Here is a 13044-nt window from a genome sequence, read left to right on the forward strand (position 1 = left end):
CTCATTTTTTATATTTCTAAATTTTATGAATCACTTTTCTAACCCAATTAATTATCCGACCTGAAAAATACTTATACTTGCAGATACATTTGTTAAAGAGCCACCATCACTATTTGAGAGAGTGATAGTACCTGCTGAAGAGGTGTTATTTATTAAAGTCAAGGTTGAAGGAACAATTGTTACGGTAAAAGCAGCAGTACCTTGATTGATTGTATGTGGTGACCCCGTACCAAAACGCCCACCTGGAATTGGTGTACCATTTAGTTCGAGGGAGAATTGGTTTTCGCGAGAAGCTTGTAATTGAAACTCTGCTACATATGTTCCTAGTGTATTAATTATAATATTTCCAGTACCTGTGATGTGACTAAGAGCAGTTCCTGTTATAGGTCCATTTGTGTTAAAAGTAACACTACTTCCCACTGCGATTGATTGGTTAGTAGTATCAAAAACATATAGATTGTTTGTTAATCCTACACTAGCCGCCCCGGTAGGCCCGGTGGAACCGGTAGAGCCAGTATGTCCAGTAGCCCCAGTAGGCCCGGTGGAACCAGTGGAACCAGTGAAACCGGTGAAACCAATGGAGCCAGTAGCCCCGGTAGGTCCAGTGGAGCCAGTAAGTCCAGTGGAACCAGTAGAACCAGTAGAACCAGTAGAACCAGTAGAACCAGTAGAACCAGTAGAACCAGTAGAACCAGTAGAACCAGTAGAACCAGTAGAACCAGTAGAACCAGTAGAACCAGTAGAACCAGTAGAACCAGTAGAACCAGTAGAACCAGTAGAACCAGTAGAACCAGTAGAACCAGTAGAACCAGTAGAACCAGTAGAACCAGTAGAACCAGTAGAACCAGTAGAACCAGTAGAACCAGTAGAACCAGTAGAACCAGTAGAACCAGTAGAACCAGTAGAACCGGTAGGCCCAGTAGCCCCAGTGGAACCGGTAGAGCCAGTAGCCCCAGTAGGTCCAGTGGAACCGGTAGCCCCGGTATCCAGTGGAACCAGTAGAACCGGTAGAACCGGTAGTCCCAGTAGTCCCAGTATGTCCAGTAGGTCCAGTAGGAGAATGTGGGAGAATAATACGGTTAATATCTAAAAGTGAAAAGTTAATGAACATATCTTTGCTTTGATAATCTATCGAAATCACCTCACTAGCATGTTTAAAGAAATAGTAAAGTAATAATTTTTATAGGTATTTCATTTCTATATTATTAATGCAACTTATTTTGGAAACAGTAAATAGCTATCATGACTATAGGGTATTAATTTTTAACCTAAATTTTAATAAAACCTTTATTAAAGATAAAGAGCGCTTTTAAAGGCGCTCTGAGACAAGTTTCATGTTGAAAAAGGGAATTGAGGATATTATGTGCATACTGTTTTAGAATGTTGTAAATTTTTAATTGAAAATAAAAAAATCTTATAAAAATTTAAAATTTGTATTATTAGATAGTTACCATAATAAAATATGCTTGTTTGATATAAATGTGTGTCAAATTTACCAAAATATATTTTGGCATGCATAAGAAAATTAAAATACTTTTTTAGCAAATAATAGCGGCTTCAGTGACAGATGGTAGAAATAATTTACGTGGTATTGTAATAATCTCAAGCGCAATTTGCGTTGAATATAGGAGTATTTGATTTAAATCTAAAGCGAGTGTTAAAAGTATTATGAAGCTTGTAAGAATTACAAAACTACCCCAAAAAAAACTTTTTGAAGTGTTTCGGAAATCTTTTATTAAGGAAAAGAAAGAAAAAGATGCGGTAACAATAAGAATGAAAAATTTATACTTATCAGACATTATAACCCTCCCAAAGAACAGTAGTTTATATTATACTGTATTTTTCAATATTATTATAAAAAGATTTTAAAGTGAATAATAAGAAAAAATAAAGCCATAACTTAAAACATTAGTTTAGGTTCTATTATTTGAATTCTTTGTTTTAGAAGGTATATAATCTGAAATTTAAAATTTTCCAAATGAATTACCATTTTTTATTTCTGATCCAACATCAGGTGCTCAATGAAATGGTATGAAAGATTATAGGCTGGTGATACGATATTAAATAAGAGGAATCTGCGTGCAGCGAGAGTCCTAGCTCGGATTTCTACTAGAGAAACATATTTAGTTGGAGTTGGTATGTTAATAAAAAACGGATGGATGTGGAAACTAAATATTCATGACATTAAGGATAAAGGTCGGGAAATATAATTTGGTATTCTGGGAATAACCGGAGGTCCGTAGTTAAAGTTGCATAGAATTTGTATTTTGTTTCTAATTTTTCAATTGTTGTTAAGTGATGAGAACCTAGTCCACGCTGTACACTGTGTTGAGAAAGAGTCGGTCCAATTTGTAATTTTCGTTTTTTCATTGCATCGTTCCATGGACTATAAAAAAATTTAAAAATAAAAGCAGGTTCTATGTAAATGCTATAAGGATAATGCGAACCATGTCTTCCGACTCTATAGTTCCCGTGCGAATTATTGTGAATTAATCTACCGTTAAGATATAGTTGATTTGGATTAGGGTGAATTATTATGCCGTGATAACGTTGTTTAACAAGCGGAGAACTATATCTTGGATTAGTGTAGCCATGAGTCGGTTCATCAATCATCATAATCATTCTTATGGAAAACATATTGCCGCCCATAGTGTTAAGTGATTTAAAAAATTGTTCTTTATTATAACAGCATAGGAATTCTGTCGTATTTAATACCATTTTCCATCCTGTAAGTTCTCTTTCAATTTCCATAACTTCTTGATCAACTAAATAAGCATCAAATTCGAGTGATTTTGAGTTTCGTATTTCCCAATTAGGAGCGAATATTTTACAGATTTCAACTGACCGATCAGTGGATCCACGGTTAATAAGAATGCCGTGATCAAATAGCTTTGTATGGTGCATTAACCACCATGGAAGTAAATATTCTTCATTGTAAAAATGAGAAATTAGAGTAGTCTTAATCAAAATCACCTCCGTATTTAACCTGCTTCTTATTTAATATGATATGGAAGGAAACCTATTGTTAGAAGGTTTCCACTTAAAAGTTTTAAAACATATAGGGTATGTGGATAGATTAGTATATAAAGTAGTCTGATTGATGAAGAGTGGTATTAAAAAGTGCAAAATCTAAAATGAGCATTGAATTAGTGTATAACGATTGAAACGGCACTGAAAACTAATAAAACGGCCATAATGATGTTAAATAATTGGTTATGTTTCACTAATAATTTTTGGAATATTGAACCAAATAAACTCCAACTAAATGTACTCATTAAACCGACTACACCTAAAAATAATGAAAAAAGTATAAAACTTGAATATGAATTGTAGTAAGGGATTATGAAAGTCGATACTACAGTCAGTCCGAATAATATCCCTTTAGGATTAACGAATTGAAGAGAAATCCCAACTGTGAATAAATTTTTATTATCTTTTTCACCGGGATTCGTACTGCTTTTACTAGTAAGTATTTTAATAGCTAAATATAACATATACGCTACACCTAAAATTTTTAAAGGGAATTCGATTATGGGTAAGATATTAAGTAGTACAACATTAAAGAAACTACATAAAGAAGTGAGGATGAAAAAACCGAAAGATACTCCAAAGCAAAACTTCATGCTCTGTTTTAATCCGTGTTGATTTGCGTATGTCATCGCTAAAAAATTGTTAGGGCCGGGTGTGAAGCTACTTATAAAAACAAATAATAAAAAAGAAAATATAGGCATGTGAAAACCCCCTAATCATTTGTGTATGTTATAATGATCAAAAAGAACAATATAAAGTATGCTTTTTATTATACAAAATGGTCGTTATATTGTATATAGTATGGGAGTGTTTTTTTATGGAAGAAATTCAACTAATACTGGCGAAAAATTTAAAAACTATAAGAGAAAAAGAAAAATTAAGTTTGGAAAAAGTTGCCCAATTAACAGGTGTGAGTAAAACGATGATTGGACAAATTGAAAGAGGAGAATCAAGCCCGACACTAACAACAATATGGAAGATTGCAAATGGCTTGAAAGTTTCTTTTACCTCTTTAATCAACAATCCTCAGCCTGATACGAAAGTGATCTTAAGAAAAGATATTCAAGCATTGTCTGAAGACAATGGAAAATATAAAGTGTATCCTTCTTTTCCTTTTCAAGATGATAGACATTTTGAAATGTATACAGTAGAAATAGAAACAGAAGGGAAATTAAGTTCAGAAGGGCATAAAGAAGGCGCAGAAGAATTTATTACGGTATTTGAAGGTGAATTGACAGTAGAAGTGAATAACTGTGAATATACATTAAATAGTGGAGATTCAATTCGTTTTAAGGCCGATAGATCACACTCTTATCATAATTTAGGAGAATCTTTGACTCGATTAAGCATGACAATTTATTATCCAACTGCATGAGTGTGCATTTATAGTAACAAAAGATAAAACCATCTATAAGAGATGGTTTTTATTTTTTATCACTCACAAAAAAAGACACTCATCTGAGTGTCAACATAGTATTGCTCTCGCGTATAGGATTGGAGTATGTTTCTCAAATACGTATTGAGATGGTTCGTAAAAGAGAAACTGTCTTCATATTTAATGTAACATCGGTGGAAGTCAGTGTAAATTGATAATATATATACGGAAAATTTAGTATAGATAGTTTCTACTATGAATATAGTGCAATTTGTTCTTTAATGCGTCATCACTTTTATGAAATAATTGGGAAATTATTGTTATGACAGACTTAGTATTTAATAATGTTTATTAGAAAAAGAATGAATCATTTTTTAATCGATTCGTATAATTGTTAGAGAGGCACCTATTGAACCACCTCCAACCAAATTAACGATGGATAATACGCCGAATAATTGAAGTGAAATTGTATTACCGGCAATTAAATTAGTAATTAAATTATTATTATAATTTGAAGTTGATATAGCGGGAGAAAAAATAGAACCAGGAAGTGGAGTAGAAGCGTTTAATAGTAGTCTTGTTCCAGCGAGTAGAGCAGTTGTCGTATTAACTTGATAGGTTAAATAATATCTTCCGGTTACAGGAATTGTAAATATATCGTTTGAGGCGTTAACTGTAAAATTACCGAGGCTTTGGTTATTAGACAGAGGAATATTAGTTCCACCTAATATCACAGAGATGGGACCACCTAATGTATTATTAGCGAACATAGAGTTTGTTGTAACTATTGACCCAGTATTTCCGGTAGGTCCAGTATTTCCGGTAGGTCCAGTATTTCCGGTAGGTCCAGTATTTCCGGTAGGTCCAGTACTTCCGGTAGGTCCAGTATTTCCGGTAGGTCCAGTATTTCCGGTAGGTCCAGTACTTCCGGTAGGTCCAGTACTTCCGGTAGGTCCAGTACTTCCGGTAGGTCCAGTACTTCCGGTAGGTCCAGTACTTCCGGTAGGTCCAGTACTTCCAGTAGGTCCAGTAAGTCTGTATGGAAGAATAATTTCAAGAGCTATTGATACTAGTTCTTCTATTCTTTTTTCATTTTTATCTTGAATTTAAATCACCTCATTTTTAAATTAGAATGCAATAAGTTTCGTGTTTTTGGAATGGAACTATCATTTTATTATATTAATAGTAGTAGTTAAAGCAACGGTAAAATGTTTAATAACTGTATGAATCATTTGGAAAGAAAAAAGAATAGTTATGAAAGTATTCCTTAATAATAGACTCATACTTATGTAAGTTAATTAAAAATATGTGGAATGAGGAATTAAATTGAAGCGGAATGATAAATTATCAATAAATAAAGGTAAGATAGCACCTGAGAATATTGGACCTACATTTCCAGCTCTTCCAACAATATATATTCCAACAGGAGCAACAGGAGCAACAGGAGCAACAGGAGCAACAGGAGCAACAGGAGCAACAGGAGCAACAGGAGCAACAGGAGCAACAGGAGCAACAGGAGCAACGGGAATAACAGGAGCAACGGGAGTAACAGGAGCAACAGGAGCAACAGGAGCAACGGGAATAACAGGAGCAACGGGAGTAACAGGAGCGACAGGAGCAACGGGAGTAACAGGAGCAACGGGAATAACGGGAGTAACAGGAGCGACAGGAGCAACAGGAGCAACGGGAGCAACGGGAATAACAGGAGCAACGGGAGTAACAGGAGCAACGGGAGTAACAGGAGCAACGGGAGTAACAGGAGCAACAGGAGCAACGGGAGCAACAGGAGCAACGGGAGTAACAGGAGCAACAGGAGCAACGGGAGTAACAGGAGCGACAGGAGCAACGGGCGCAACAGGAGCAACGGGTGTAACAGGAGCAACGGGAGTAACAGGAATAACAGGAGCGACAGGAGCAACAGGAGCAACGGGAATAACAGGAGCAACGGGAGTAACAGGAGCGACAGGTCCTACTGGGGGGATTGGCCTTATAACAACAACTAATTTGTTATTTTACACTTTTTCAGATGGAGAGAAACTTATATATACAGATGCAGATGGCATAGCTCAATATGGTACAACGAATATACTTTCACCTAGTGAGGTTTCGTATATAAATTTGTTTATCAATGGAATTTTGCAACCACAACCATTCTATGAAGTTAGTACTGGTAAACTAACTTTATTGGATAACCAACCACCATCGCAAGGTTCTTCAATTATTTTACAATTTATTATTATTAATTAAAAAAGACAGATTCTTAATGAAAAGGAATCTGTCTTTTTTGTTCTGAATTACATTCGTTAACATTAAGTGACGATAAATTCAATTGTAATTGGAATTCCGCCGTCTAATGCATCCCCACCAGGAATTGTAATAGCACCAGTAGGACCAGTAGTAACACTGGAGTTCACGCTTGGTTGAAGAATACCGTTCACATATAAGTTGTAATACGTGAAAGTCGGAAAAGCGGTTGCAGTAGTACCCGCATCGTTTAAACAAGCTGTGGCAGCAATTGCAAAAGCTGCACCTGTACCTGTGCCGGCTCCTAGTGTAGATGTAAATCTTCTAGATGCCATAAATGGTTGAATTATAGGCAATTAATTTTCACTCCTTACAATATTTTATTAGAACGAAGTATAAAATAACTTGTCCACTATATTGTATGAGAGTTTTTTATAATAGAAACGGCTTCACCTTTATAAGGTGAGCCCAATTTTAGTAAAGAAATATTCTTTATTTATATGAAAAAATGATGTTATTACTTGCGGAATATATGTTAATCGTAAATTCGGTTTTTTGTATTCAAATTAATATGTGTATTTAAACCTAAGAGATAAACGTGGAAAAATAAAATAAACTCTTAAGTTTAGGTATTTAATCTAAGCAGTCAATTATTAAAAACATATAATTAATATGTGAGTCATGAACATAATTAAATAGCGTTTGCAAGTTTAATTATATTTCATGTTTCCTATTTTAAGTCAATATATAACACATACTCTTTTACAACTTTATGATCCTTATAATAGGAAAAACTCAAATATAAAACAAGTAAGGAGGACATAAATGACAAGTAATAATTGTTTCGGTCATAACCACTGCAATAATCCGATTGTTTTCACTCCAGATTGCTGTAACAATCCACAAACAGTTCCAATTACTAGTGAGCAATTAGGTAGATTAATTACTTTACTAAACTCTTTAATTTCGGCTATTGCAGCGTTTTTTGCAAATCCAAGTGATGCAAACAGATTAGCTTTACTCAATTTGTTTACTCAACTATTGAACTTACTAAATGAATTAGCACCTTCTCCAGAAGGGAATTTCTTAAAACAATTAATTCAAAGTATTATTAATTTACTACAATCTCCTAACCCAAATCTAAGTCAATTACTTTCTTTATTACAACAATTCTACAGTGCTCTTGCACCATTCTTCTTCTCTTTAATTATTGACCCTGCAAGCTTACAACTTTTATTAAACTTATTAACTCAATTAATTGGTGCTACTCCAGGAGGCGGCCCAACAGGTCCAACAGGTCCAACAGGTCCAGGAGGCGGAGCAACAGGAGCAACAGGAGCAACAGGAGCAACTGGTGCAACAGGTCCAACAGGAGCAGGAGTAACAGGAGCAACTGGTGCAACAGGAGCAACAGGTCCAACGGGAGCGACAGGTCCAACAGGAGCAACAGGCCCAACAGGAGCAACAGGAGCAACAGGATCAACAGGTCCATCAGGAGTAACAGGAGCAACAGGCCTAACAGGAGCAACAGGTCCAACAGGAGCAACAGGTCCAACAGGAGCAACAGGTCCAACGGGAGCAACAGGTTTAACTGGTGCAACAGGCTTAACTGGTGCAACAGGAGCAACTGGTGGCGGAGCTATTATTCCATTTGCTTCAGGTACAACACCATCTGCGTTAGTTAACGCGTTAATAGCTAATACAGGAACTCTTCTTGGATTTGGATTTAGTCAGCCTGGTGTAGCTTTAACTGGTGGAACAAGTATCACATTAGCATTAGGTGTAGGTGATTATGCATTTGTAGCACCACGCGCAGGGGTTATTACGTCATTAGCTGGTTTCTTTAGTGCAACAGCTGCTTTAGCTCCATTATCACCTGTTCAAGTGCAAATACAAATATTAACTGCACCTGCAGCAAGCAATACGTTTACAGTACAAGGCGCACCTCTTTTATTAACACCAGCATTTGCCGCAATAGCGATTGGTTCTACAGCATCAGGAATCATTGCTGAAGCTATTCCAGTAGCGGCTGGAGATAAAATACTACTGTATGTTTCATTAACAGCAGCAAGTCCAATAGCTGCAGTTGCTGGATTTGTAAGTGCAGGTATTAATATCGTTTAATTTGTTACAATATTTAGTAGGAAATTAAACAGGGGTTTGTATATAGTCCTTCCTAATAAATTTAGGAAGGACTATATTTTTTTGGAAAATAAGTAATAAATCAATTGAACAATTACTCTTTGTTAAGTTCGTATAAAAAAGTATAATTTACCCTTTCTCATTTAAAGCATAAGTTATGTAACTTTAAAAATTTTCGATCAGAAAAAAAGATGAATTCTTTAAAAAAAGAATTCATCCATAAAATAAACTATTTATTTTTATTGCAGTTACATCCTTTTTTCTTTACATAGCCTTGCTCGGCTAAGTCTCTTTGCGATTGGGAATTGGAAGATTGAGAATTGGAAGATTGAGAGGATGCTGAAGAGCTACTATTTTTATTATAAGAGTAGTTTTTTCGATAGTTATAATTACTCATAGTACTATCACCTCCAATTTAATATATAAATATTATATGTATGTACACTATCAATTGTTACTATTATTAATAGGAAGAGAATATACAATAAAAAAATCTCCTCGGTATTTTCCTAGGAGATAAATGATGATTCTTTTAAAAATTTACAAATTAATAGCCCCAGTAAAGAGGAAAGTAATAAGAATCTTGGGGATACGGATTATGTTGTTGAGGGAGGGGCTGGGTTGGGTAATTTTTCATTCCACGGTTTTGATTGCAGTTTGCCGGAGGGCCAATAACAGTAGTTGATTGAATAGGAGAAACCGCTTGTTTCCATTGTTGTTCATTGAGGCAGTAAGTATGGGCCATCATATGAGCCGGAGTTAATCTTAAAATATCAGAACCGAAAATAACTTCTGGCGCTGGGGCATTGAAAATAGCTAATAAATGAGTATTATCAGCTGTAGCAATTTCATAATGCCACCACGCTTGTGGAATGTTGGCAACTTGCCCCGGTTTTATCGGTAAGTTTAATATTTGATTCGTAAATGGATTAAGTAAAGAAACAACAGCAGACCCTGAAATACAATAAACAAGTTCAGCTGCATTTTGATGAATATGTGGTTCTACAACATTTCCTGTACTTAAATAAATATCTAATAAAGAAGTATTTTCTAAAGTGTTTAATTGTTTAATACCAAGTACATTTATATAATTTTGGGCATCTTTCCGAAAAAAATTACTTTTATTTACATCATAAGTAAAATTGGTTGAGGGGGAGGTATAGTCGATGTTGGCAGTCAATTGTATTACCCGCCTTTCTATAGGTAAGTTAGGTTACAAAATTAGGATATGTGTCTAGTCTTTGTTTTGTGCTGTTGTCGGTAGCTTAATAAATTCACTTATTCCATAAAGAATAAAGTATAAAGATTAAACTATATTCGTATTCCCATTCATACTTTGGATTGATGGAAAAAAGTAATGAAAATGTTAATTTAAAAGTACATCAATCATTTATAAGGAGTGAATGTTCATGTCATTTAGTGAAATGATTAGAAATGAAGTACTCAGCTGGGCGGGTGTTTCTGAAAAACCGCATCGATTTGGTGGTATTGAAATAAATTATGGTAAGAAAGAACTTGGCCATCTTCATGGTGATAAATTAGCTGATTTACCATTTCCGAAGTTAAAGCGAGATGAATTAGTGAAGCAAGGATTGGTAAAACCACATCACGTATTACCTGAATCAGGATGGATCAGTTATTATATAAAGAGTGAAGAGGATATTCCATTTGCAATTGAGTTATTTCGTATGCAATATGACCGAATTAAAAAGTAATGAAATAAAGTAGGGTAATAAAAATTTATTTTCATGTCACATCCCTCCTTAATCGTTCGTCTTGTATGTAGAACGATAAGGAGGGATTTTATTATGAATACATTTGATGTAGCAATTGTTGGCGGTGGGCTTGCTGGATTAACAGCATCTATATATTTAGCGAAAGCTGGAAAGAAAGTGATTGTATTAGAAAAATCCAGTCAATTCGGTGGCCGAGGGATGACTATAAATAAAAATGGAATCTGCATGAATCTTGGTGCACATGCTTTATATAGAGGCGGGGCAGCGTTTATAACTTTTAATGAGCTCGGTTTGAATCTTCCAGGTGGAATACCATCTACAAAAGCACATGGAATATGGAAAGGGGATATATTCACCATCCCAACAGATTTTCGCTCAATTTTATCAACACCACTACTTTCGTGGTCTGCAAAAGTACAATTCTCACGTCTTATGATTCGTTTAGGAAATTTAGATGTAGGAGAAGTTCCGAAAATGAGTCTAACTACATGGGCAGAAAATGAAATAAAAGATCCAATGGTTCGTAATATATTTTATGCGCTATGCCGGACAACAACATATACGTTTGCTCCTACAATACAATTAGCATCATCTGTACTAAAGCAAATACAGCTTTCTATAAAAGAAGGAGTGCTTTATGTAGACGGTGGTTGGGAGACGATAATAACAAAATTAAGAGATTTAGCGAATGATGTCGGGGTAAAATTTTTGGCTAAAAAGCATGTTTTGGAAATAGAGCATTATGAAGATAAACAAAGAATACATTGTGTTGATGATGAGGTTTTTGCAGTAGATACAGTCATCGTGACGACTCCGCCAAAAGAGGCTTGTAAAATAATAAAAGGTGCAGAAGGAACAAGTTTGCATAGATGGAATGAACAATCGGTACCGGTTACTGTTGCTGCATTAGATATTGGCTTGAGACAATTACCCAATCCTACACATCAATTTGTATTAGGATTAGATCAACCTATATTTTTCACAAATCAATCGAGAGCAGCTAAATTAAGTGAAGATGGATCAATTGCAGTGAGTCTAATTAAGTACCATAATCCTGTGCTAGAGATGAATCATATTCATGAAGATAAAGAACAGTTGGAAAGTACGATGGAGTTGTTACATCCAAATTGGAAAAGAGAAGTTGTTGCACAGCAATATTTACCGAAAATAACAGTAGTACATGATTTTCCTCATATTGACCGTGTTGAAAAGCCGGGTCCTAATATACCTGAAATGCCAGGTGTTTATGTTGCAGGAGATTGGGCAGGGCATGATGAAATATTAGCTGATGCTGCGGTAGCAAGCGGGAAACGAGCAGCGTTACACATTTTAAAGCAATATGAAAGTGAGGCAGTTCATCATGGAAACGGAGCAGTTATATGAAGCGTATCAACCATTATTATTTTCGTTAGCATACAGAATCCTTGGGAGTGTTATGGATGCTGAGGATATCGTTCAGGATGTATTTATCTCGCTAAATAATATAGAAGATCCTCAATCTATAGAAAATATGAAAGCATATTTATGTAAGATGGCGACAAATCGTTCAATTGATAAATTACGATCGGCAGCGCATAAACGTAACGTGTATGTAGGGATGTGGTTACCAGAGCCACTTGTAGACGAGAGTGATGAGCCATCAAAGTCATTTATAATGAAAGAATCCCTTTCCACCGCATATTTATTACTTTTACAACAACTATCTGAGGTAGAAAGGATTGTTTTCATATTAAGAGAGGTTTTCAGTTATGAATACGAAGAAATAGTTTCAATTGTTGATAAGAGTAGTGTGAACTGTAGAAAAATCTTTCAACGTGCACGAAAAAGCATGTTGGAGAAACCGAAGCAATCAAAATTAAGCACGGAGAAAATGGCTTATTATGTTGAAAAGTTTGTAGCATCATTACAGTGTGGGGATACGGAAGGTATGTTGGAAGTATTAAAAACAGATGCTATATTCAAAGCTGATGGTGGCGGTAAAGTTACAACTGCGATCAATCCGATTTATTCTGCAGATCGAATTATACGTTTGTTCTTTGGGATTGCACAACGATTGACAGAAGAGTACACTGTTGATTTCAAAATGGTTAATGGTATACCAGGAGTTATAGTTACGATAAATAATAAAGTAACATATGTTCTTTCGTTTGCATTTGATGATGAGAAAATTTCAAATATTTATATGATGGTTAATCCTGAAAAACTTATGCATTTAAATGTAAAAATATAAAAAAGCGCATTTCTTTAGAAATGCGTTTTTTTATTATTTTTCTAACATTTCAAGAGGTACATCTTTTTCGCCAGCTACCTCAAATTTAATTTCCCCGTCTTCTTCATAAATACGTGTAATAATCGGTATAGTAATCATTAATTTTTTATGCTGCTTTCGTTTTCGAGCAGCATCTAAGCTAATCACGTTCATTTGTAAGCATCCTTTCTTCTGGAAATATATAAACAAAGAAAATGCGTCCGAAAAGGGCGCTTAATTGAATTTGAAATACCGATTCATTTAAATGG

Annotated in this window: 15 protein-coding genes; 7 read left to right on the forward strand and 8 right to left on the reverse strand. The window is 35.1% G+C overall.

The genetic code is table 11. From position 1 onward, the window contains the following. Positions 1-51: 51 nt before the first annotated feature. The gene (locus N2V79_RS11730; protein ID WP_098128090.1) at positions 52-420 is read right to left on the reverse strand and encodes a hypothetical protein; all 369 of its coding nucleotides are present in this window, start codon (positions 418-420) and stop codon (positions 52-54) included. Between N2V79_RS11730 and N2V79_RS11735 the strand changes: the two genes are divergently transcribed. Further along, positions 395-1090 (forward strand): DUF4573 domain-containing protein, encoded by a 696-nt coding sequence (locus N2V79_RS11735; RefSeq protein WP_340719877.1) that lies wholly within the window; start codon positions 395-397, stop codon positions 1088-1090. The two genes, N2V79_RS11730 and N2V79_RS11735, sit on opposite strands and share 26 nt — an antisense overlap. Before the next feature lie 448 nt (positions 1091-1538). On the opposite strand, the gene N2V79_RS11740 is transcribed toward N2V79_RS11735, so the two are convergent. The 3 genes from N2V79_RS11740 to N2V79_RS11750 form a co-directional block, all read right to left on the reverse strand. Next, positions 1539-1799, reverse strand: a complete 261-nt coding sequence (locus N2V79_RS11740) for a hypothetical protein (protein WP_048657278.1) — start codon at positions 1797-1799, stop codon at positions 1539-1541. Positions 1800-2184: 385 nt separating this feature from the next. Continuing rightward, complete coding sequence (locus N2V79_RS11745) at positions 2185-2967, reverse strand: glycosyltransferase family 2 protein (RefSeq protein ID WP_048657279.1); 783 nt, start codon at positions 2965-2967, stop codon at positions 2185-2187. A gap of 179 nt (positions 2968-3146) precedes the next feature. Continuing rightward, positions 3147-3731, reverse strand: coding sequence for a LysE family transporter (locus N2V79_RS11750; protein ID WP_048657280.1), 585 nt, complete (start codon positions 3729-3731; stop codon positions 3147-3149). A gap of 116 nt (positions 3732-3847) precedes the next feature. Here N2V79_RS11750 and N2V79_RS11755 point away from each other — a divergent pair, with 116 nt between their 5' ends. Then, complete coding sequence (locus tag N2V79_RS11755) at positions 3848-4405, forward strand: helix-turn-helix domain-containing protein (RefSeq protein ID WP_340719878.1); 558 nt, start codon at positions 3848-3850, stop codon at positions 4403-4405. Positions 4406-4779: 374 nt separating this feature from the next. Here N2V79_RS11755 and N2V79_RS11760 read toward each other — a convergent pair whose 3' ends face one another. Beyond that, positions 4780-5511 carry a BclA C-terminal domain-containing protein gene (locus N2V79_RS11760; protein ID WP_340720340.1) on the reverse strand — a complete coding sequence of 244 codons (732 nt, stop codon included), beginning with the start codon at positions 5509-5511 and terminating at the stop codon, positions 4780-4782. 220 nt (positions 5512-5731) lie between these two features. Between N2V79_RS11760 and N2V79_RS11765 the strand changes: the two genes are divergently transcribed. Beyond that, positions 5732-6652, forward strand: coding sequence for a DUF4183 domain-containing protein (locus N2V79_RS11765; RefSeq protein ID WP_340719879.1), 921 nt, complete (start codon positions 5732-5734; stop codon positions 6650-6652). 62 nt (positions 6653-6714) lie between these two features. On the opposite strand, the gene N2V79_RS11770 is transcribed toward N2V79_RS11765, so the two are convergent. Next, positions 6715-7005, reverse strand: a complete 291-nt coding sequence (locus N2V79_RS11770; RefSeq protein WP_001121647.1) for a DUF4183 domain-containing protein — start codon at positions 7003-7005, stop codon at positions 6715-6717. 469 nt (positions 7006-7474) lie between these two features. Here N2V79_RS11770 and N2V79_RS11775 point away from each other — a divergent pair, with 469 nt between their 5' ends. Beyond that, positions 7475-8773 carry an exosporium glycoprotein BclB-related protein gene (locus N2V79_RS11775; protein WP_340719880.1) on the forward strand — a complete coding sequence of 433 codons (1299 nt, stop codon included), beginning with the start codon at positions 7475-7477 and terminating at the stop codon, positions 8771-8773. 565 nt (positions 8774-9338) lie between these two features. On the opposite strand, the gene N2V79_RS11780 is transcribed toward N2V79_RS11775, so the two are convergent. Beyond that, positions 9339-9971 carry a cupin domain-containing protein gene (locus N2V79_RS11780; RefSeq protein ID WP_000126322.1) on the reverse strand — a complete coding sequence of 211 codons (633 nt, stop codon included), beginning with the start codon at positions 9969-9971 and terminating at the stop codon, positions 9339-9341. Positions 9972-10200: 229 nt separating this feature from the next. Here N2V79_RS11780 and N2V79_RS11785 point away from each other — a divergent pair, with 229 nt between their 5' ends. The 3 genes from N2V79_RS11785 (at position 10201) to N2V79_RS11795 (ending at position 12757) form a co-directional block, all read left to right on the forward strand. Further along, complete coding sequence (locus tag N2V79_RS11785; RefSeq protein ID WP_000010317.1) at positions 10201-10506, forward strand: luciferase domain-containing protein; 306 nt, start codon at positions 10201-10203, stop codon at positions 10504-10506. 93 nt (positions 10507-10599) lie between these two features. Continuing rightward, complete coding sequence (locus tag N2V79_RS11790; RefSeq protein ID WP_001091208.1) at positions 10600-11910, forward strand: phytoene desaturase family protein; 1311 nt, start codon at positions 10600-10602, stop codon at positions 11908-11910. Further along, positions 11888-12757, forward strand: coding sequence for a sigma-70 family RNA polymerase sigma factor (locus N2V79_RS11795; RefSeq protein ID WP_340719881.1), 870 nt, complete (start codon positions 11888-11890; stop codon positions 12755-12757). The genes N2V79_RS11790 and N2V79_RS11795 overlap by 23 nt, the downstream gene beginning before the upstream one ends. Before the next feature lie 33 nt (positions 12758-12790). Here N2V79_RS11795 and N2V79_RS11800 read toward each other — a convergent pair whose 3' ends face one another. Next, the gene (locus N2V79_RS11800) at positions 12791-12949 is read right to left on the reverse strand and encodes a hypothetical protein (protein WP_001100984.1); all 159 of its coding nucleotides are present in this window, start codon (positions 12947-12949) and stop codon (positions 12791-12793) included. Positions 12950-13044: the final 95 nt, after the last annotated feature.

The sequence above is a fragment of the Bacillus sp. CH_70 genome, assembly GCF_038007045.1.
Taxonomy (GTDB): domain Bacteria; phylum Bacillota; class Bacilli; order Bacillales; family Bacillaceae_G; genus Bacillus_A; species Bacillus_A cereus.